The organism is Chryseobacterium carnipullorum (assembly GCF_003815695.1).
Taxonomy (GTDB): domain Bacteria; phylum Bacteroidota; class Bacteroidia; order Flavobacteriales; family Weeksellaceae; genus Chryseobacterium; species Chryseobacterium carnipullorum.
Window position 1 is genome coordinate 571,897 of the sequence record NZ_CP033920.1, and the last position, 20,908, is coordinate 592,804.

10 protein-coding genes, 2 tRNA genes, 4 rRNA genes and 1 pseudogene are annotated in these 20,908 nt (G+C 38.9%); 5 read left to right on the forward strand and 12 right to left on the reverse strand.

Annotated features, from left to right (window positions below; genetic code table 11):
• Positions 1-83 precede the first annotated feature (83 nt).
• Positions 84-545, reverse strand: coding sequence for a DUF2059 domain-containing protein (locus EG346_RS02740; protein ID WP_123876929.1), 462 nt, complete (start codon positions 543-545; stop codon positions 84-86).
• A gap of 10 nt (positions 546-555) precedes the next feature.
• Positions 556-2,046, reverse strand: coding sequence for a histidine ammonia-lyase (gene hutH / locus EG346_RS02745; RefSeq protein WP_123876930.1), 1,491 nt, complete (start codon positions 2,044-2,046; stop codon positions 556-558).
• A 92-nt stretch (positions 2,047-2,138) separates the two neighbouring features.
• On the opposite strand from hutH, the gene EG346_RS02750 reads away from it, so the two are divergent.
• Positions 2,139-2,429, forward strand: a complete 291-nt coding sequence (locus EG346_RS02750) for a hypothetical protein (protein WP_181876110.1) — start codon at positions 2,139-2,141, stop codon at positions 2,427-2,429.
• Positions 2,430-2,517: 88 nt separating this feature from the next.
• On the forward strand, positions 2,518-4,311 hold the full coding sequence (uvrC, locus tag EG346_RS02755) for an excinuclease ABC subunit UvrC (RefSeq protein ID WP_123876931.1): 1,794 nt from the start codon (positions 2,518-2,520) through the stop codon (positions 4,309-4,311).
• A 73-nt stretch (positions 4,312-4,384) separates the two neighbouring features.
• On the opposite strand, the gene EG346_RS02760 is transcribed toward uvrC, so the two are convergent.
• The 3 genes from EG346_RS02760 to EG346_RS02770 are packed head-to-tail and all read right to left on the reverse strand — an operon-like array spanning position 4,385 to position 7,143.
• Entirely contained in the window at positions 4,385-5,137 is a 753-nt protein-coding gene (locus EG346_RS02760) for a hypothetical protein (RefSeq protein WP_123876932.1), read from the reverse strand.
• A 22-nt stretch (positions 5,138-5,159) separates the two neighbouring features.
• Positions 5,160-6,242: a putative type IX sorting system protein PorV2 gene (locus tag EG346_RS02765; RefSeq protein ID WP_073332098.1), complete on the reverse strand. Its 1,083-nt coding sequence runs from the start codon at positions 6,240-6,242 to the stop codon at positions 5,160-5,162.
• Positions 6,243-6,255: 13 nt separating this feature from the next.
• A complete protein-coding gene (locus EG346_RS02770; protein WP_123876933.1) occupies positions 6,256-7,143 on the reverse strand; it encodes a DMT family transporter in 888 nt (295 codons plus the stop codon).
• A 246-nt stretch (positions 7,144-7,389) separates the two neighbouring features.
• Here EG346_RS02770 and EG346_RS02775 point away from each other — a divergent pair, with 246 nt between their 5' ends.
• The 3 genes from EG346_RS02775 to EG346_RS02785 all read left to right on the forward strand — a co-directional run bounded on the left by EG346_RS02775 (position 7,390) and on the right by EG346_RS02785 (position 12,967).
• A complete protein-coding gene (locus tag EG346_RS02775; protein ID WP_123876934.1) occupies positions 7,390-7,851 on the forward strand; it encodes a GNAT family N-acetyltransferase in 462 nt (153 codons plus the stop codon).
• A 367-nt stretch (positions 7,852-8,218) separates the two neighbouring features.
• The gene (locus EG346_RS02780) at positions 8,219-9,847 is read left to right on the forward strand and encodes an acyl-CoA carboxylase subunit beta (RefSeq protein ID WP_123876935.1); all 1,629 of its coding nucleotides are present in this window, start codon (positions 8,219-8,221) and stop codon (positions 9,845-9,847) included.
• Between the two features lie 126 nt (positions 9,848-9,973).
• Positions 9,974-12,967 (forward strand): zinc-dependent metalloprotease, encoded by a 2,994-nt coding sequence (locus tag EG346_RS02785; RefSeq protein WP_123876936.1) that lies wholly within the window; start codon positions 9,974-9,976, stop codon positions 12,965-12,967.
• Between the two features lie 713 nt (positions 12,968-13,680).
• Here the strand turns inward: EG346_RS02785 and rrf (EG346_RS02790) are convergent.
• The 7 genes and pseudogenes from rrf (EG346_RS02790) to rrf (EG346_RS02820) all read right to left on the reverse strand — a co-directional run bounded on the left by rrf (EG346_RS02790) (position 13,681) and on the right by rrf (EG346_RS02820) (position 20,859).
• Positions 13,681-13,788: ribosomal RNA gene (gene rrf, locus EG346_RS02790) — 5S ribosomal RNA — on the reverse strand.
• Between the two features lie 157 nt (positions 13,789-13,945).
• Positions 13,946-16,707, reverse strand: a 23S ribosomal RNA gene (locus EG346_RS02795).
• 158 nt (positions 16,708-16,865) lie between these two features.
• Positions 16,866-16,939: transfer RNA gene (locus tag EG346_RS02800), tRNA-Ala, on the reverse strand.
• Positions 16,940-17,025: 86 nt separating this feature from the next.
• A tRNA-Ile gene (locus tag EG346_RS02805) sits at positions 17,026-17,099 on the reverse strand.
• 218 nt (positions 17,100-17,317) lie between these two features.
• A 16S ribosomal RNA gene (locus EG346_RS02810) occupies positions 17,318-18,834 on the reverse strand.
• 1,450 nt (positions 18,835-20,284) lie between these two features.
• A pseudogene (locus EG346_RS02815) lies at positions 20,285-20,524 on the reverse strand (transposase); the annotation flags it as partial.
• A 227-nt stretch (positions 20,525-20,751) separates the two neighbouring features.
• Positions 20,752-20,859: ribosomal RNA gene (rrf, locus tag EG346_RS02820) — 5S ribosomal RNA — on the reverse strand.
• The 16S, 23S and 5S rRNA genes sit together here with 2 tRNA genes alongside, the layout of an rRNA operon.
• Between the last annotated feature and the right edge of the window lie 49 nt (positions 20,860-20,908).

A 20,908-nucleotide genomic window follows, 5' to 3' on the forward strand; every position in this document is an offset into this window, starting at 1 on the left:
GATTTAAAAATTTAATACAATTTAAACATTTAAAATAATAGAAAAGCTTCCCCGGTGAGAGGAAGCTTTGAATTTATTTGTTTTTATTTACTTTTTTCAGGCATCGGTGGTGGTGGATTTTGATAACCAGCCTTTTTATCGAGCTTTTCTTTCACTTTAATCGCTATATCCCTTCCCATTTTCCCTCCTGCATCTATGCTTTCTTTCATAATGTCCGGTAAAACGGAAATCGTCTTTTTCCCAACAGGAGACTTATAGAACTTGATAAGTTCATCAATTTCTGATTCGGTATAATACTTAGCATAGATGGGAATATAAACTTCAGTGATTCTATCCGTTGTCACTTCTGCTACAAATTCATTAAAAAATTCATCCGAAATATTGGGAGAGTTTTTCTTAATCTCCTGCATCTGTTGCTGCATTCCCGAAATAGCCATTTTATCGGCACCCATGACTTTAATAAGCTCCCGAACCTTAGCTTCTGATGTCTGGGAGAAAACAAGTGTTCCTACTAAAAGGCTTACTGTAGTGATTAGTTTTTTCATTTTACTCCAACTAAACTTCAACGTTGAATTTTCTTTCGTTGATTAACTCTGCAATTGCCAGCATATCTTTTCCGATCAATCTGTCGTCTTCCAGTTTTTTAACTTTAGAACGTATTACAGCGTAATTCTCTTCGATGATCTTCGAGCATTGAGAAGGTCTTCTGAATTCTAATCCCTGTGCGGCAAACATTAATTCTACCGACAGAATGTTGACGAGATTTCCTAAAACCTGATTGAACTTTCTACCGGAAATACTTCCCATAGAAACATGGTCTTCCTGACCTAAACTTGTAGGGATAGAATCTGCCGATGCAGGGAAACACAATGTTTTATTTTCTGTAACGAGAGCTGCTGAGGTATATTGCGGGATCATGAATCCTGAATTCAATCCTGAGCTTTCTGTTAATAATCTTGGAAGCCCGTATTTACCTTCCAATAATAAATAACTTCTTCTGTCTGAAATATTTCCTAATTCAGCAGCAGCCAACGTAGCATAATCCAAAGGAAGTGCCATCAGCTGTCCGTGGAAGTTTCCTCCGGAAATAGATTCTTCAGCACTTAATACGATAGGGTTGTCTGTTACGGAATTCAGTTCTGTTTCAGCCATCAATTTAAGGTGTTCAAATGCATTTCTGCTGGCCCCGTGCACTTGTGGCACACATCTCATAGAATAAGGATCCTGAACTCTTTCACATTCTTCGTGCGCTTTCATGTTTTCAGAACCTTTTAAAAACTTCACCATTCTTGCCGCCACTTTTTTACTTCCCTCGAAAGGTCTGATGTCGTGAAGCTCTTTTTTGAATGGACTTTCAGAACCTCTGTACGCTTCAATACTCATCGCGGCAGTCATATCTGCTAAGTTCAGTAAGTATTCAAATTTCTCAAGACCTTTGATTGCATGAGCCAGAATAAACTGGGTTCCGTTGATCAGTCCCAAACCTTCTTTCGGACCCAAAACCAAGGGTTCAAGACCATGTTTTTCTAAAACGTCCATTGTTTCAAAGATTTCATCACCTTCCCAAACCTGTCCCAATCCGAGCAATGGAAGTACAAGATGAGCAAGAGGTGCCAGATCTCCGGATGCTCCTACAGAACCCTGCTCCGGGACTACAGGAATGATATCTTTTTCAAGCATCAGGATTAATCTTTCGATCACTTCCAGGGAAACTCCTGAAAATCCCTTAGACAATGCATGAACTTTAGCAATGATCATGATTTTTGAAAACTCCTTATTAATAGGCTTTCCAACACCTACTGCATGGGAAATAATAAGGTTATACTGCAGCTGGGCAGTTTCGTCAGCTGATATTTTAGTATCGCAAAGTGGTCCGAAACCTGTATTGATGCCATAGACACATCTATCGGACTCTACTATTTTCTGAACGTTTTTCTGAGATTTTAGGATCTGTTCTTTGGCTGCTTTATTAAGTTTAGCTTTATTTGGCTTTTTACAGATTTCCAGAACATCATGGAAAGTGAAAACATCTACACCGTATATCATTTCTAAAAATTTCCTTAAAATTACGCATTTAACAATAATTGTAAAAGCTAAATTTCACAGTCTTCTATTTTTATCCCGTTACGCCAACAAATTTGCTATTCTTAAAGCCAAAATTAAAAACTATTATCAATAATCTGAGAGCTAAAGAAACGGGAGTTATTTCTATGATGGGCTATCCACAGCTTGGTGGTGGTGGTATCAAATCTTATTATGTAAAAAAAGGAGACAAGGTCATGTGGCTTCACAAGGATGACTTTGACGATCATTACGATTTCCTTTTTGTCGACAATGCTGAATTCATGAAAAAATATCCTAAAAACGCTGTTGAAAGAGATTATTTAAGCTTCCTGATCAACAAATACACGGCAATGAGCAACGGATAAAATATTTTAATCATATCACTACAACTGCAGAAAATTCTGTAATTTTTTTGTTCTTTTAAATCCCGGATGGATTCCGTAATTTTGTTATATGAATCCTTCTTTAGAATTACAGCTTAAAACTTTACCATCAGAGCCAGGCGTTTATCGTTATTATGATAAAAACGATCAATTGCTGTATGTAGGAAAGGCCAAACACTTAAAGAAAAGGGTTCTCTCCTACTTCAATAAAAATCTTCCCGGCTACCGTATCAAAATAATGGTCGGAAAGATTGTACGCTTGGAAACAACGATCGTTAACAGTGAATACGACGCGCTTTTACTTGAAAATAACCTGATCAAGGAACACCGCCCTTTTTACAATGTATTGTTGAAGGATGATAAAACCTATCCTTGGATCTGCATTAAAAACGAAAACTTTCCAAGAATTTTCCTGACCCGGAATGTGGTCAAAGACGGATCTGAATATTACGGACCCTATGCTAAAGTGCGTCCCGCAAAGATTTTACTTGATACTATTAAACATATTTATAAGCTCAGAACTTGCAACCTTAATCTTTCACCTAACAAAATAGAGGAAGGAAAATATAAAGTCTGTCTGGAGTATCATATAAAAAACTGTGAAGGACCTTGTGAGGATCTGGAAAGCAAAGAAGATTATGATGAAAAGATAGATGCCATCCGGGGAATTATTAAAGGGGATTTCCGGAAAGCAAAAGAATATCTTGTGAATCAGATGATGAAACAGGCAGAAAATCTTAAGTTTGAAGAGGCACAGATCATCAAGGAAAGACTGGATATCTTAGAAGATTATCAGGCTAAAAACACGGTTGTCAACCCTAATATTGACGATGTGGATGTTTTTGGAATGACGAGTGATGAAACGGCTGCTTATGTGAATTTCTTTAAAATCAGAAACGGAAATATTATCCAGAGTTTTACCACAGAAATTAAAAAAATTCTTGAGGAGACTGATGAGGATATTATGGAAGAAGCATTGATTGAAATCCGGCAGAAGTTCAGCTCTGATTCCAAAGAAGTCCTGCTTCCGTTCCATTTGTCTGTAGAAATCCCTAATGTAAAACTGATCGTTCCCAAGGTGGGTGATAAAAAAAGGATTGTGGAACTGTCAGAAAAAAATGCCAAAGAATATCGTTTAGAAAAATTAAAACAGGTACAGATCGTAGATCCGGAAAGACATACGAACAGAATTATGGCTGAAATGCAGAAACTGCTTAGAATGCCTATAGAACCAAGACATATTGAAGGTTTTGATAACTCGAATATTCAGGGTACGAATCCTGTTTCTGCCTGCGTTGTTTTTAAAGACGGAAAGCCCAGCAAAGCGGATTACAGAATTTTTCACCCAAAAACGGTAGAAGGCGCCAATGATTTTGCTACGATGGAAGAAGTGATCTACCGGCGTTATAAAAGGTTACTGGACGAAGGAGAGGATCTTCCCCAGCTGATTCTGATCGATGGAGGTAAAGGACAGCTTTCTTCTGCTGTAAAAAGTTTAAAACTTTTAGGGCTTTACGGAAAAATTACCATTGTAGGGATCGCGAAAAGGCTTGAGGAAATTTTCTTTCCTGAAGACTCCATCCCATTATATCTGGATAAAAAATCTGAAACCTTAAAAATTCTGCAGCGGGTAAGGGATGAAGCTCACCGTTTTGGGGTGAAACATCACAGAACGAGAAGAAAAAATTCAACCATAAAATCTGAACTGGAAGAAATACCGGGGGTTGGAGAAAAAACGATTGAGCTTCTCCTTTCTAAATTAAAATCGGTGAAACGAATCAAGGAATCGAGTTTGGAAACCCTCGAAGAGATTCTTGGAAAAAGTAAAGCGAAGGTCATTCATGATTTTTTCAATAGTCTTTAGGAAATAAAAAATCCTTAACTCATTCTTTCGTTTGGGTTAAGGATCGTCTATCGTCTGATAGGATTCTATCAATTTACTTTGATGAAAATACTTCTTTAGCAAACTCTCCGTTGGATTGTGGAATATCAATAACGATATTTCCATTTTCAAAATATCCAATGGTATAAGTTCCGTCTGCCAGTTTTACTCTGAAAACCTCTTTCTTTGAAGACGTTTTAAAAACAGCGAATGGCACAGAACTACCACTGTCCGCAAGGATAAACTGATTGGGATCAACCTGTATTTTCTGAAGGTTCAGCTTACCGTTGGTATATTTCCCTGATTTACTTTCTGAAACAGATGAAGATGAAGGTTCATCTGTTTTATTTACAGATTGATTAGATACAGATTCTTTCTTTACAGTTTGCACGGTTTCTACAGGATAAGAAACCGGAACTGCTACGACAGCCTGTTTCAAAGCATCCTGAAACCCTTCTTTATATTCTTTGATGCTAGAAGATCCTTTAGAAGAAAAAAGAACCTTTTCATTACAATCCTTAACTTCTATAAGGACCTTATTTTTTAAAAAGCTACTATTATCTAAAACATTAGCATATAAAACGCTACAAGGATTATCCTTAGCTTCTGAAGGCCAATCAACTAATCCATTCACAACTGTATATTTTTTATTGGTCAGTCCCTTTACCAGTAATGCTTCCAGTCCATAAGGTTCTTTATCAAAATCTTTGAATTTTTCAGGAACAGAAATATATTTATAGTCTGAAACTTTCTGCCCAAAAAGCGCGGTTACCAAAAAAAATGATGCTAATACTGAAATCTTTTTCATTGCTTTAAATTACATTCTAAAATTAGTCATTTCTAAATTGTCCCATATCCAATTTAAGAGAGAAAAAATTAGAATAGAAATTTGACCCTCCGATTCCGGAATTGGTGATTGCATAATCTAAGGTAAGTCCTCTGTATTTGATTCCTATACCTGCACTTGGTTGGAAAGAAACTTTTCTCTTAAGATCTTCAATATCTGTGATCGACTGGAATCTGTTGACCCCAAGTCTTACAAAGATCATTTTCTGATATCCAAGTTCAGCCCCCGCATAAGGTGTTAAACTTGCAAAATCCGTAGACACCAAAGCCGCTGTTTTAGCAAAATCAACATTGATTCCTGCTTCCGGTAATACATACAGGCTGCTGTTAATATTGAATACTTTACTTGCTCCCACATTCAGTTTAGGCATCGTCAATTCCATTTTATCTTTTGGTGCCGGGTTAAATTCCTCACCGTTCACCACGGTTGAAAGTTCCTTCTGGTTAATACTCCAAAAGTTGACCGTAGTAGTGGCATCACGCAACATCCCTCCGAATTTCCATCCGTTGTCAGCTTTATAAATGGCTCCGATATCAAAACCAAAACCATACCCGCTGGCAAATTTTCCTACATTTCTGTACACAATTTTAGCATTCACCCCTACATCCAGTTTAGGATTTCCTGCAGGATGAAAGGCATAGGAAAGAATGGCCGCATAGTCAGACTGGGAAAATTTTGTGATTTTATCATAATCTATATTTCCTTCAGCATCGATCATCTGAGTAGTATTCAGGATATTGTCTACACCTAATCTTACTACGGAAACTCCAAATACGCCTTCCTCCAATACTTTTGCATAGGCGAGATAATCGTATTTTGCAATTGATTCGAAATATTCTGCGTGCATTGCTGCTCCCTGCCAGTCTCTTTCAATCGCCATTAAACCAGCCGGGTTCCACATCGGGGAATACACATCATCCTGGTTGGATACTACAGCGCCTCCCATAGCGAGACCTCTGGCTCCAGCTCCGATATTTAAAAATTCATTGGAGTATTTTCTTATGATCTGAGATTGAGAAAGCCCAAACAGCAGTGAAAATGCAAGTAAAAAATATTTCTTCATCATATAAATTTGATGCTTAGTTAAAGTTTTTTAGTTTTTTATTTTTTCTGGATTTCATTAATCCATTCACAATGATTGCCAGTATCATAACGCCTGAAGCTACATAAAATATCGGACTCATCTCTTCTGATTCCCCAAAGATAAAAAAAGCTAGTATAATTCCGTAGACCGGTTCTAAATTAACTGTTAAAATTAGCGTAAAGGGCGAAATATATTTCATCAGATTCACTGATTCCAACATAGGAAAAGCAGTAAAAACACTTGCCAACAAGCATATTAACGCCAGATCTCTGTAGTTTATTTCATCCATTTGAAAAATCTGTCCGGTGGCCATATAAAATATAGACAGAACCAGCCAGCCACAGAATATTTCATAGAATATAATATTCCCTGAACTCGTTTTCCCAAACATCTTGCCGTTAAAAACACTGAAGACAGTCCCAAAAACAGCACAGAGAATCCCATAAATAATTCCTTCCTTAAAATTAAACTCTGTTTTAAAGATCATTAATATACAGGCCACAATCACCACACCCATAACGACTTCCGACAGATCAATCTTTCTTTTAAAAATAACAGGTTCTAAAATGGAGGCAAATAAGGTGGAAAGGGATAAACAGCTTAACGCTATAGAAACATTGGAGACTTTAATGGAATAAAAAAAGCAATACCAGTGCAGTGCCATAGCACAACCAATAGCAGCCAGCTGGAAAAATATTTTCCAGGATACTTTGATACTCTCTTTTTTATAAATCCTGATGAATGCAAATAGAAATATGGCAGCAAACAGCATTCTGTAAAACACCAGAATCTGGGCATTGGCATGAATCAGCTTTCCCAAGATTGCAGTGAACCCCCATAAAAAAACAATCAAATGCAGTCTGAAAAGTGCTAATTTTTGCATATCCTATCTTCTGTAAATTTTTAACAGGCAAATTTACAAATAGGCTTTTACAAATCTCATAAAAAATATAAATTTTACTTTAATAAAAAAATAATTAATCCGTTTTCATCTTACTTTTCCTGAATAATTTTCCACAATCAGCTGAAAATAGAAAATAAGGATCGTATTAAAACTTTATGTCAAATAAAAGAAGTAGTTATATCATGATGCCGTTGATGTATACCATAAAAATGTTAGATTTGGGTAATGAAGTTAAATAAAGACATTAGAATTAAGACAGATCGACTGTTGTTACAACCCGTAGAAGAATGGTATGTGGATGATATCAATACCTATTTCACTTCAGAAATTACAAGATATATGCCTTTCAACCCGGAAGGAGACAGAAATGATATTCTAAAGTTTGTGGAAGATTCAAAAAGATCACTTTCAGATAATACTGACCTGGTAATGGTTGTGATTGACTCTAAAAAAAACTTTTTAGGCTGCTGTGGTATCCATAATATAACAGAAGAATCGGTAGAACTGGGTCTATGGTTAAAAAAGAGCGCACAAGGTATAGGCCTGGGAACAGAAATCATAAAAGCCCTTATTGAATTTTTAGAAAATAATTTCACATTTAAATATATCCTGTACCCCGTAGATCAGAATAATACGGCCAGCAGGAAAATACCGGAAAAATTAGGTTTTAGAATATACAAAATATAAGAGATATAAAACTCAATCATCCTTTCTCCATATTATCGAATACAGGAAATATTACTCAGCATAATTTTTCATGAATCTTTTCCTCCTTTTAATAATATGAGCACAAAAAACCCTGAAAATTTGTTCAACGTTCAGGGCCTTCAAATAATAAACTATTAAAAAAATAAACTAGGAACTTAGAGTATTTAACAAGGAATATTATCCCTATAACTCTGAAGTAAAGTTAGAAAAAATATTAATAATTTAAAAACATTTTTTTGTTAAAAGTTTCACAAATTTCTGAGAACCAATATATTAAACACTTGTTTTACTTCAGTCCGGATTCATTTTAAAAATAGTATCTTTAGCCGTAAAAAATTGAAATTTTATGGACCTTGAATTCAACAAACGGGAAGATCAAAATAGATTAAAATTATCCGATCTCAATCAATTGCTCGCTGAAATAAAAAAAGGAGGCGGTGAAAAGAGGCTTCAAAAGCTTCGTGATGAAGGAAAAATGACAGCAAGAGAAAGAGTTGAATATCTTCTCGATAAAGGTTCAGATTCTATAGAAATTGGTGCATTTGCCGGTTATGAGATGTATCCGGAACACGGCGGATGTCCTAGCGGAGGAGTTGTGGTTGTCATGGGATATGTTTCAGGCAGACAGTGTCTGGTTGTTGCGAATGATGCATCTGTAAAAGCAGGCGCATGGTTTCCTATCACGGGAAAGAAAAACCTCAGAGCCCAGGAGATTGCAATGGAAAATAAACTTCCGATTATCTATCTTGTAGACTCTGCCGGCGTTTATCTTCCTATGCAGGATGAAATTTTCCCTGATAAAGAACACTTTGGAAGAATTTTTAGAAATAATGCTAAAATGAGCTCCATGGGAATTGTTCAGATCTCTGCAGTGATGGGAAGCTGCGTTGCGGGAGGTGCTTATCTTCCTATTATGAGTGATGAAGCTATGATTGTAGATAAAACAGGTTCTATTTTCCTTGCAGGAAGTTATCTGGTAAAAGCTGCTATCGGTGAAAGTGTGGATAATGAGACTTTAGGAGGCGCTACTACACACTGCTCAATTTCAGGAGTTACAGATTATAAGGCTAAAGATGATAAAGATGCTTTAAACCGAATCAAAAACATCATGAAATCTCTTGGAAGCACTGAAAAAGCTGGCTTTGACAGAATTGAAAGCTTCCCTCCAAAGGAAAATCCTGAGAATATTTTCGGAATTGTACCTGTTTCCAGAGCGGAACAGTATGATACCTATGAAATCATCAAATGTCTGGTTGATCATTCAGAATATGAGGAATACAAACCGGATTACGGAAAAAGCATTATCTGTGCAACGGCTAGAATTGACGGCTGGTCCGTTGGAATTGTCGCCAACCAAAGAAAACTGGTAAAAAGCGGGAAAGGGGAAATGCAGTTCGGTGGTGTTATCTATTCAGACTCTGCAGATAAATCAACCAGATTTATCGCGAACTGTAACCAGAGAAAGATTCCTTTAGTATTCCTTCAGGATGTTACAGGATTCATGGTCGGTTCAAAGTCAGAACAAGGCGGTATTATTAAGGATGGTGCCAAAATGGTCAATGCCGTTTCTAATTCTGTAGTTCCAAAATTCACGATCATTACAGGAAATTCTTACGGAGCCGGGAATTATGCGATGTGTGGTAAAGCTTATGATCCGAGATTAATTGTAGCGTGGCCTTGGGCAGATCTTGCTGTAATGGGCGGCTCTCAGGCAGCCAAAGTTTTAGTTCAGATTCAGGAATCCACTTTAAAAAAGCAGGGTAAAGAAATCTCTGAGGAAGAGCACAATGAAATTCTGGATACCATTACGAAAAGATACCAGAAGCAGACAGAAGCCACTTATGCAGCTGCAAGGCTTTGGACAGATGCCATCATCAATCCTACGGATACAAGAAAATGGATTTCTATGGGAATTGAAGCTGCTAACCACGCTCCCATTACGGAAAAATTTAACTTAGGAGTTATTCAGGTATGAAAATATTAACCTTATACTAATAATATATTTATTTCTTTAATATATATCAAAAAAACGGCAATATGATACATCATTCATGTTGCCGTTGCTTTTTATTGATTAACTTTATAAAAAAATCACCACATCATGAAACTTAAATTAACATTCATCCTATTCATCGTTTTTAACTTTTTTTGGGGTCAGGATATTTCAAAAGAATCATCGGTTCCCGGCAGTATTTTTTCTTTCGATTTCCAAAGATTTGAAAGTCAATTTCGCGAAAGCCGATTAAAAAAGGAAAAAATATCAAAGGGCTCAATCACACTTCCTTCAGAAGATGGAAAAAGTATAAGATTTAATTTAAGCGAAAATAATCTTACAGAGCAAAGGGTAAATTCAATCCTTACTTTTGATGGGGTGAGTAACGATGGCAGTTCTTCTTTAAAACTGTCGATCTTCAAAGATCACCTTAATGCTATTATTAAGAATGAAAATGGCTATTTTATTGTAGAACCTTACAAAACATCCCCTGGCCAGTACAGGATATATAATGCTTTTTCAAAATTTGATGAAAGATTTATCTGTGGGGTTGACGAGAATGATGTCATTAAGGAATTAGCCACCATTAAACAAACGTTAAGCGCAAAGTCGGCTGTCAATTTCCCATTTGGAAATCAGATTAGAAAATTCAGACTGGCAGTTGCTACCACAGGAGAATTCACTCAGGCTTTTGCCGGAAATACAGATGATGCCTTAGCGGAAGCGATCAATATGGTGAATCTGATCAACAAAATTTATGAATCCGAAGCTTCCGTAACATTTGGCCTTATCGCAGATACCACCAATAAAACCCTGATATTTACAGATCCTGCTACAGATCCGTTCACAGTAGATCCTTCTTTTGCCAGTGCTGCTAATTCACAAACCGGTTTTAATACCTTGAACACCAATACAACCCTGGTCTATAATAAATATGATATAGGGCACACCTTCAATATTCTTAGCAGCGGTGGAGCTCAGGGCCAGGCCGGTCCGCAGCCCTGTAACAATACTTCCAAGGCCAGAGCATGGAGTCAGTGGGCTCTTACAATGCCTAAAGGGATTGTTGCCGGATTAATTGCTCATGAAATGGGTCATCAATTCTCTGCCGGACATACTTACAATGCAGTAGGAGGCAGCAGCGGCAGTCCGACATTCTGTACAAGCGGATGGAATGCAGCCGCAGCCATTGAACCTGGCGGTGGATCAACGATTATGGGATATTCTACCAATTGTTCAACACCTAATAATCAGACCAATACAGGAAATAATAATTTAAATTATTTTAATGCAAAAAGTTTAGACCAGATTCTTGCTTATTTGCAGTCACCGGCCAATTGTTATACTATTGTAGCGAGTACCAATCAGCCTCCTTCAGCTAATGCCGGAGTAGATATTACGATCCCAAAAAATACACCATTCAAACTTAAAGGAATCGCCACTGATCCTAATGATAATAACCTGTCCTACACCTGGGAACAGGCGGATGTCGCTACAGCTAATGATAAAGGCGCGTTTGGATCCACTATTACCGGTACAGGCGGTTATACAGCGGTCAACAGTACTACTGCGCCATTATTCCGTTCTGAACAAAGCATTTCAACTACTGAAAGGTATTTTCCAAAGATGCAGTTTGTGCTTAATAATCAAAACAATCCACCTACCAATGATGCGGAAGCTTTACCACTGGTAGCCAGAAATATGAAATTCCGTTTTACGGTAAGAGATAATAATGTAACGAACGGAGGGCTGGATTCTGATGAAATTATTGTAACAGTAAGCAATAATGGACCACTAGCTGTTTCATATCCAAATGCTACAGGTATTTCAGTCGCTTCAAATACTACCGTGAATGTCACGTGGGATGTTAATAACACCAATACGATCAAAAGTAATGTCGATATATTATTATCGATCGACGGAGGTGTATCATTTCCCTATACTCTAGCATCCAATGTTCTTAATAATGGTAGCTATAATGCCACTATTCCATATATTCCTTCTACAGATAAAGCAAGGGTAAAAGTGGTCGGTGTGATCAATCCTTATGCAGAATTCTTTGATGTCTCTGATAATAACTTTACCATTACATCAGACTGTGCGGCCTATTCCACTTATATTACACCACAATCTGCTGTTACTGCTATTTCAGGTAGTCCATCAGCTAACCTTAATATGACTCCACCACCCTCAGCAAATGCAGCATATACTTCTAAAATATTTGTATATAATGTGGGGACTAGTACAAATAACATCATTGTATATAGCAACTCCGGAATGACAGCGCCTGTTTCTGCCAGTAGCAACGCAGTAACCAATACATTTAAATTCAGAGTTACAGATAGCGGATCGTATGTTTTTTCTAAATCTTCAGGATTTCTTATTACCTCAATACATTCAGGAAGTCCTGCTTCACTGGCGAACTTTTTGACTTCCAATTCATACTATAACGGCTCAAGTTATACATCTACCGGATCTGCAAAAGCAGTAGTATTAAATGAAGGAGTTGATTATTATTTTGTGATCTCAAACTTTTCAAGTCCTGCCAATGCGACCAGCTACACCATTACAGCGGCCGGTCCTGGAAGTTTATATGAGACTTCTGCAACACCAGCTGGCTACAGTTTTACATTTGTTGCCATTAACAATTCTACAGGTAAAATTCAGGCAGTTAGTTCTACAGCCAACTTTACAGCTCTTCCCGCAGGAACTTATACGGTAAAGGGTATTTCCTACAACAGTACAGCCAATGTGTCAACGTTTGTTGGAAAAAGTACTAGTGAGCTTATTGCTTTAAATATTTGTCTAAATGAAAGTAAAAATTCCAGAATACTAACGGTTACTTCAAGCTTAGGAACAAAGGAATATCAGAATATTAGTGACATTAAAATTGTACCTAATCCAGTAAAAGATATACTTTCAGTGATTACTGAAAAACAGATTACCCATTATGAATTATATGATATGTCTGGACGAAACATTACCGGAAGACAGAAATATTCGGGAAGTATCAATTTCACATCCTATTCGGCAGGTTCTTATGTCATAAGACTTTTCAATAAGGAGGCTATGATCTATAAAACGATTGTTATTAAAAAATAAAATTAATTTTCAGGTAGAATAAAGATGGTTGAAAGACCATCTTTTTTTGTTTCATATTCTACTATTGCTATCACCAAAAAAATTAATACTGAAGAAAAGCATAGCGCTGATACTTATTTTGATCTTTCAATCTTTTACATACTTAATATTACGAATATTAAATTAAGTTTGAGAATCAAAAAAATCAGATAAGATTGCATAAAGTAGGATGACAAATCAAACTATAAAAATTAAGATGCTTGATCCTTATGGTAATCCTTTAGTCTTTAACTTAGTTGAAAGCAGCATATCTGAACAGCATTATCAAGAATATAAAGGTGTTTAAAGGAGTCAGTGTTAGATGAAGCAAAATGTATATCAGTCATTTTAACTAACAAAGCAATCTTTAGTCCTTATTCTGATCAAGGAACCGAATATATTTCCAGTTCTTAATAAAAAATATTTTTACAATGAACTGGAGATTTGTAATTGTTCCGCGATAGATAGATAGATAGATAGATAGATAGATAGATAGATAGATAGATAGGCAAGCCATTTCCGCTTATTGCTTATCAAAGATAAATGATGAATGATTTTTGGCGGTGGCCTATTCCCTCTCTTATCTCTTATCTCTTATCTGTTGTCTGTTGTCTCTTGTCTATTATCTTTTCTCTTTGGGGTATATCACAAAAAAAAAGTCTCATACAAATAAATGTATGAGACTTTTAAATAAAAACTGGCGGCGGCCTACTCTCCCGCTTTCGCAGTACCATCGGCGCTGGTGGGCTTAACTTCTGTGTTCGGAATGGGAACAGGTGAGCCCCACCGCTAAAACCACCCTAAAGGCTTTATATAAGACGTGAGATTTGTAGACCTGAGACTCGAGACTTTATGTCTCTTATCTACTATCTTTATATCTCTTGTCTGGTTTATCGATAAAAACACTCACAAAGACAAAACCTTTACTGCGCATATAAAACTTGTTATACAGTAACCATAGGCTATAAATCTACGGGTAATTAGTACTACTCGGCTATGACATTACTGCCTTTACACCTATAGCCTATCAACGTCGTCATCTCCAACGACCCTTAAAAGATGTCTCATCTTGAGGCGAGTTTCGCACTTATATGCTTTCAGTGCTTATCTCTTCCAAACGTAGCTACTCAGCGGTGCTCCTGGCGGAACAACTGATACACCAGAGGTTTGTTCAATTCGGTCCTCTCGTACTAGAATCAAGCCCTCTCAAACATCTAACGCCCGCAATAGATAGAGACCGAACTGTCTCACGACGTTCTGAACCCAGCTCGCGTGCCACTTTAATGGGCGAACAGCCCAACCCTTGGGACCTTCTCCAGCCCCAGGATGTGACGAGCCGACATCGAGGTGCCGAACCTCCCCGTCGATGTGAGCTCTTGGGGGAGACTAGCCTGTTATCCCCGGAGTACCTTTTATCCTATGAGCGATGGCCCTTCCATACGGAACCACCGGATCACTATGTCCTGCTTTCGCACCTGATCGACTTGTTGGTCTCACAGTCAAGCACCCTTATGCCATTACACTCTACGCACGGTTACCAAGCGTGCTGAGGGTACCTTTGAAAGCCTCCGTTACTCTTTTGGAGGCGACCACCCCAGTCAAACTACCCACCACGCAATGTCCTTCTAAAAGAAGTTAGGCTCCAAGTAAGTAAAGGGTGGTATTTCAACGTTGGCTCCACGAACACTAGCGTGCCCGCTTCAAAGCCTCCCACCTATCCTACACATTACTTACTCAAAGTCAATACGAAGTTATAGTAAAGGTTCACAGGGTCTTTTCGTCCCATTGCGGGTACTCGGCATCTTCACCGAGACTACAATTTCACAGAGCTCATGGTTGAGACAGTGCCCAGATCGTTACACCATTCGTGCAGGTCGGAACTTACCCGACAAGGAATTTCGCTACCTTAGGACCGTTATAGTTACGGCCGCCGTTTACTGGGGCTTCAGTCAAACGCTTCGCTTACGCTAACGCCCTTCCTTAACCTTCCAGCACCGGGCAGGTGTCAGACCCTATACTGCATCTTTCGATTTTGCAGAGTCCTGTGTTTTTGATAAACAGTCGCCTGGGCCTTTTTACTGCGGCCACCATTGCTGATGGCGTCTCTTCTCCCGAAGTTACGAGACTATTTTGCCTAGTTCCTTAACCATGATTCACTCTAGCACCTTAGGATTCTCTCCTCGACTACCTGTGTCGGTTTTGGTACGGGTTGCTTCACTTCGGCTTTTCTTGGAAGCACTTTCCCTACAACAACTTCGCCCGAAGGCTAGGTCTTGACTATTCCGTCAGTCTCCAGTAAGTACGGCACTCCGTCCCCTTTTTAGTGTGAGCAAGTATGGGAATATTAACCCATTGTCCATCCACTACCCCTTTCGGGTTCGCGTTAGGTCCCGACTAACCCTCAGCTGATTAGCATGGCTGAGGAAACCTTAGTCTTTCGGTGAGCGGGTTTCTCGCCCGCTTTATCGTTACTTATGCCTACATTTTCTTTTCTGTACGCTCCACAATACCTCACGATACTGCTTCGGTGCAAACAGAATGCTCTCCTACCAGATATACCCAAAAGGTATAAATCCATAGCTTCGGTACTCTATTTATGCCCGATTATTATCCATGCCGGACCGCTCGACTAGTGAGCTGTTACGCACTCTTTAAATGAATGGCTGCTTCCAAGCCAACATCCTAGCTGTCAATGCAGTCCAACCGCGTTGCTTCAACTTAATAGAGATTTGGGGACCTTAGCTGTTGGTCTGGGTTCTTTCCCTCTCGGACATGGACCTTAGCACCCATGCCCTCACTGCCGTAGAACATTTATTAGCATTCGGAGTTTGTCAGGAATTGGTAGGCGATGAAACCCCCGCATCCAATCAGTAGCTCTACCTCTAATAAACTTATATACGACGCTGCACCTAAATGCATTTCGGAGAGTACGAGCTATCTCCCAGTTTGATTGGCCTTTCACCCCTACCCACAGGTCATCCGAAGACTTTTCAACGTCAACCGGTTCGGTCCTCCACTCTGTGTTACCAGAGCTTCAACCTGCCCATGGGTAGATCACAAGGTTTCGCGTCTAATCCTGCTAACTAAGCGCCCTATTCAGACTCGCTTTCGCTCCGGCTCCGGACCTGAAGTCCTTAACCTCGCTAGCAAAATTAACTCGTAGGCTCATTATGCAAAAGGCACGCCGTCACCCAACTTGTGGGCTCCGACCGCTTGTAGGCGTACGGTTTCAGGTTCTATTTCACCCTTCTATTCGAAGTGCTTTTCACCTTTCCTTCACAGTACTTGTTCACTATCGGTCTTTCAGGAGTATTTAGCCTTGGAGGATGGTCCCCCCATATTCAGACAGGATTTCACGTGTCCCGCCCTACTCATTTATCATCAAAATATGCCTTTCATATACGGGGCTATCACCCTCTATGGCTGTTCTTTCCAGAACATTCTATTAAACATATAAAGACTTTTGGGCTAATCCGCTTTCGCTCGCCGCTACTTACGGAATCTCTTCGATTTCTTTTCCTCAGGGTACTTAGATGTTTCAGTTCTCCTGGTTTGCTCTCTAATTAATTAGAGTGACATGTCTTCAACATGCCGGGTTGCCCCATTCGGACATCTGCGGATCAATTCGTGTGTGCCAATCCCCGCAGCTTTTCGCAGCTTACCGCGTCCTTCTTCGCCTCTGAAAGCCTAGGCATCCGCCATACGCCCTTAACGATTTCTTTCCTATTTTTGGTTACTCAAGCGCTTATATGCGCTCGGTTTTTTCTTTGTGATATTTTTACCGTTAATGTCAATGATCTTAATGTCTTTTCTTCTGTCTGATGAACGAATATTGTTTTTTGGCTCTATCCGTAACTTTTAAATCAAACTTCCAAAACTGTGGAGAATAAGGGAGTCGAACCCTTGACCTCCTGCGTGCAAGGCAGGCGCTCTAGCCAGCTGAGCTAATTCCCCCTCTAGTAGACTAAGAGAGTCAAGATGCTAGATTAAAGATTTACATCTTGGCTCTTGCCTCTTTCATCTTCCCGTCTTATAATTAGTAGTCTCGGGCAGGCTCGAACTGCCGACCTCTACATTATCAGTGTAGCGCTCTAACCAGCTGAGCTACGAGACTGTCTTTTAGACTAACAGTCCTAGATCCTAGATACAAGACTTTTGCATTCGTCTTGGTTCTTGGCTCTCGGCTCTTGTATCTCTATCCCTATACTAATTTCTAGTGGGTTGTGTATTTTTATAATATATAGCAACCAAATAAAAAACTAAAGCTTTACTTTAAGCAGAATCAATGTACATTGCTGTACTAATTTTGTTTAACGTCTTTAAGACGCTCTAAAATGAGATGTTCCAGCCGCACCTTCCGGTACGGCTACCTTGTTACGACTTAGCCCTAGTTACCTGTTTTACCCTAGGCAGCTCCTGTTACGGTCACCGACTTCAGGTACCCCAGACTTCCATGGCTTGACGGGCGGTGTGTACAAGGCCCGGGAACGTATTCACCGCGCCATGGCTGATGCGCGATTACTAGCGATTCCAGCTTCATAGAGTCGAGTTGCAGACTCCAATCCGAACTGAGACCAGCTTTCGAGATTTGCATCACATCGCTGTGTAGCTGCCCTCTGTACTGGCCATTGTATTACGTGTGTGGCCCAAGGCGTAAGGGCCGTGATGATTTGACGTCATCCCCACCTTCCTCTCTACTTGCGTAGGCAGTCTCACTAGAGTCCCCAACTGAATGATGGCAACTAGTGACAGGGGTTGCGCTCGTTGCAGGACTTAACCTAACACCTCACGGCACGAGCTGACGACAACCATGCAGCACCTTGAAAATTGTCCGAAGAAAAGTCTATTTCTAAACCTGTCAATTCCCATTTAAGCCTTGGTAAGGTTCCTCGCGTATCATCGAATTAAACCACATAATCCACCGCTTGTGCGGGCCCCCGTCAATTCCTTTGAGTTTCATTCTTGCGAACGTACTCCCCAGGTGGCTAACTTATCACTTTCGCTTAGTCTCTGAATCCGAAAACCCAAAAACGAGTTAGCATCGTTTACGGCGTGGACTACCAGGGTATCTAATCCTGTTCGCTCCCCACGCTTTCGTCCATCAGCGTCAGTTGTTGCTTAGTAACCTGCCTTCGCAATTGGTGTTCTAAGTAATATCTATGCATTTCACCGCTACACTACTTATTCCAGCTACTTCAACAACACTCAAGACTTGCAGTATCAATGGCAGTTTCACAGTTGAGCTGTGAGATTTCACCACTGACTTACAAATCAGCCTACGGACCCTTTAAACCCAATAAATCCGGATAACGCTTGCACCCTCCGTATTACCGCGGCTGCTGGCACGGAGTTAGCCGGTGCTTATTCGTATAGTACCTTCAGCTACTCTCACGAGAGTAGGTTTATCCCTATACAAAAGAAGTTTACAACCCATAGGGCCGTCGTCCTTCACGCGGGATGGCTGGATCAGGCTCTCACCCATTGTCCAATATTCCTCACTGCTGCCTCCCGTAGGAGTCTGGTCCGTGTCTCAGTACCAGTGTGGGGGATCACCCTCTCAGGCCCCCTAAGGATCGTTGACTTGGTAGGCCGTTACCCTACCAACTATCTAATCCTGCGCGTGCCCATCTTTATCCACCGTAGTTTTCAATATCAAATGATGCCATATGATATATTATGGGGTATTAATCTTCCTTTCGAAAGGCTATCCCCCTGATAAAGGCAGGTTGCACACGTGTTCCGCACCCGTGCGCCGCTCTCAGTATCCCGAAGGAAACCTACCGCTCGGCTTGCATGTGTTAGGCCTCCCGCTAGCGTTCATCCTGAGCCAGGATCAAACTCTCCATTGTATGTTTTTCCTGACCCACTCAAAGTTTTTTTTACGCTTTAGTTTTTTTCTTACTTGGTTGTATATTGTATGTCAATGATCTTTTTTCTTTCCGCAAAACATAGAGAAGCTTTTCTGTCGTTATGTTCCCTATTTGCGGTTGCAAAAGTAATTATTTATTTCTAAATGACAAAATGTTTTCCAAAGAAAATTTAAAGTTTTTTAAGTAACCTTAACCTCTTGACAAACATCCGTCCTTACTGCTTCTGCGCTCCGTTTAACCGGACTGCAAAGATACTAAAATTTTTAAATCCCACAACTTTTATTTCTAAAAATTAATGAGATCATTTTTTAGCTCCTATAAAGCTTTTTCATAAATAGTATCGCTTACCTAAAAGCTCTTCTGTGCTACTAAACAACTCTCGTTTTTCAGTGGGGCAAAGATAACAACTTATCACAACGCAAAACAAACTTATTTAACATAAAATTCATACAGCACTCATAATGGGGATAAATACACCCGTAAGATTTTGATTACTAATTATTTATTTAAATAGTGGACTTATCCACAAGGGACATAGATCAATAATAAAAGGAAGGCAAGGCTAAGAGAATGGGATAAATGTAGACTGAGCAGTTTTTAAGAAGACGTAGATCCTGGGGTACAAAATATCATATCCCACGGATGACTGGGATCGCACAGATTTTTTTTAAGGTGATCAACTAAAGCTTTAACCGATTAACTGGATTTTGATTTAATGCTTTAAGTCAAAATAAAACGTAATAACCAAAAGTCGGTAAGCTATAAATGCTAAAATATAAATGATCGTGGAATATTTCCTGTAGATTGAATACATCAGGAAGATCTTTTAAAAAAGTTATATAAAAAAAGCTTTAGGGTAAACAAGCTTTACACAAAATTAGAAGTATTGAAGGAAAAGCATCATTATTTTCAGATACAATTCTATACCAACGTTTAGTTTTTTTTGAAAATTATTTTTATTGAAGAGTTAATACATCTCGTAAATTGACTAATTGAATAAATACTTATCTGAACAAAAATACAAATATAACGATCATGCTGATTGTGCAGAGTCGGAGGCTTTAAGTGTAGATATCAAAATAAGGAGGGAATAATATAAGGCTAATGAATAGCCTTAAGGTTTTAGCTTACAAAGTAGTTAGTTCTATTTTATTGATTTAAGTTTTAGTCAAAGCCTTTCGTGGATAGATTTATAGAAATAGGGCTACAGCCCGTCAGTATTGAAGAAAAGGCTTGAACCATGCTAATATATGTAGCCAATTATTGTAAGTAGTAGTAGTAGGTTTTAAATAAGATACTTTGATTTTTACAATGAACTGGAGATTTGCAATTATCTGGGATAGATAGATATCCCGGCCATTTGCGCTTATTGCTTATCAAAGAGGTAGTGTCTCACTAACTGTGTAAGTTGAAAAGTTAGGCTTGGATTTTATAATCTGAGCCTTTTTTCAAAAATAAGGATAAATTGGTTGAGAACAATGCCCCAATTTTGGATAGGCATCGTCCATTTTTTAGTAGCTTCTTTTAATGCCAGATACACTGATTTCATTACGGCATCATCGGTAGGAAAAGACATTTTATTTTTGGTGTATTTTCGGATTTTTCCGTTTAGATTTTCAATTAAATTAGTTGTATAAATGATTTTTCGGATCTCTAAAGGAAAATCAAAAAGGTAGTATCTCACTACCATGATAAATGATGAATGATAAATGATTTGTGGCGGTGGTCTATTCCCTCTCTTATCTCTTATCTCTTATCTCTTATCTCTTATCTCTTATCTCTTATCTCTTATCTGTTGTCTCTTGTCTATTATCTCTTGTCTATTATCTTTTCTCTTTGGGGTATATCACAAAAAAAAGTCTCATACAAATAAAATGTATGAGACTTTTAAATAAAAACTGGCGGCGGCCTACTCTCCCGCTTTCGCAGTACCATCGGCGCTGGTGGGCTTAACTTCTGTGTTCGGAATGGGAACAGGTGAGCCCCACCGCTAAAACCACCCTAAAGGCTTTATATAAGACGTGAGATTTGTAGACCTGAGACTCGAGACTTT

What these genes read in the sequence shown, in the direction of transcription:
- EG346_RS02740 (WP_123876929.1), bottom strand. Translation starts at nt 545, where the DNA reads ATGAAAAAACTAATCACTACAGTAAGCCTTTTAGTAGGAACACTTGTT.
- hutH (WP_123876930.1), bottom strand. Translation starts at nt 2,046, where the DNA reads ATGATATACGGTGTAGATGTTTTCACTTTCCATGATGTTCTGGAAATC.
- uvrC (WP_123876931.1), top strand. Translation starts at nt 2,518, where the DNA reads ATGAATCCTTCTTTAGAATTACAGCTTAAAACTTTACCATCAGAGCCA.
- EG346_RS02760 (WP_123876932.1), bottom strand. Translation starts at nt 5,137, where the DNA reads ATGAAAAAGATTTCAGTATTAGCATCATTTTTTTTGGTAACCGCGCTT.
- EG346_RS02765 (WP_073332098.1), bottom strand. Translation starts at nt 6,242, where the DNA reads ATGATGAAGAAATATTTTTTACTTGCATTTTCACTGCTGTTTGGGCTT.
- EG346_RS02770 (WP_123876933.1), bottom strand. Translation starts at nt 7,143, where the DNA reads ATGCAAAAATTAGCACTTTTCAGACTGCATTTGATTGTTTTTTTATGG.
- EG346_RS02775 (WP_123876934.1), top strand. Translation starts at nt 7,390, where the DNA reads ATGAAGTTAAATAAAGACATTAGAATTAAGACAGATCGACTGTTGTTA.
- EG346_RS02780 (WP_123876935.1), top strand. Translation starts at nt 8,219, where the DNA reads ATGGACCTTGAATTCAACAAACGGGAAGATCAAAATAGATTAAAATTA.
- EG346_RS02785 (WP_123876936.1), top strand. Translation starts at nt 9,974, where the DNA reads ATGAAACTTAAATTAACATTCATCCTATTCATCGTTTTTAACTTTTTT.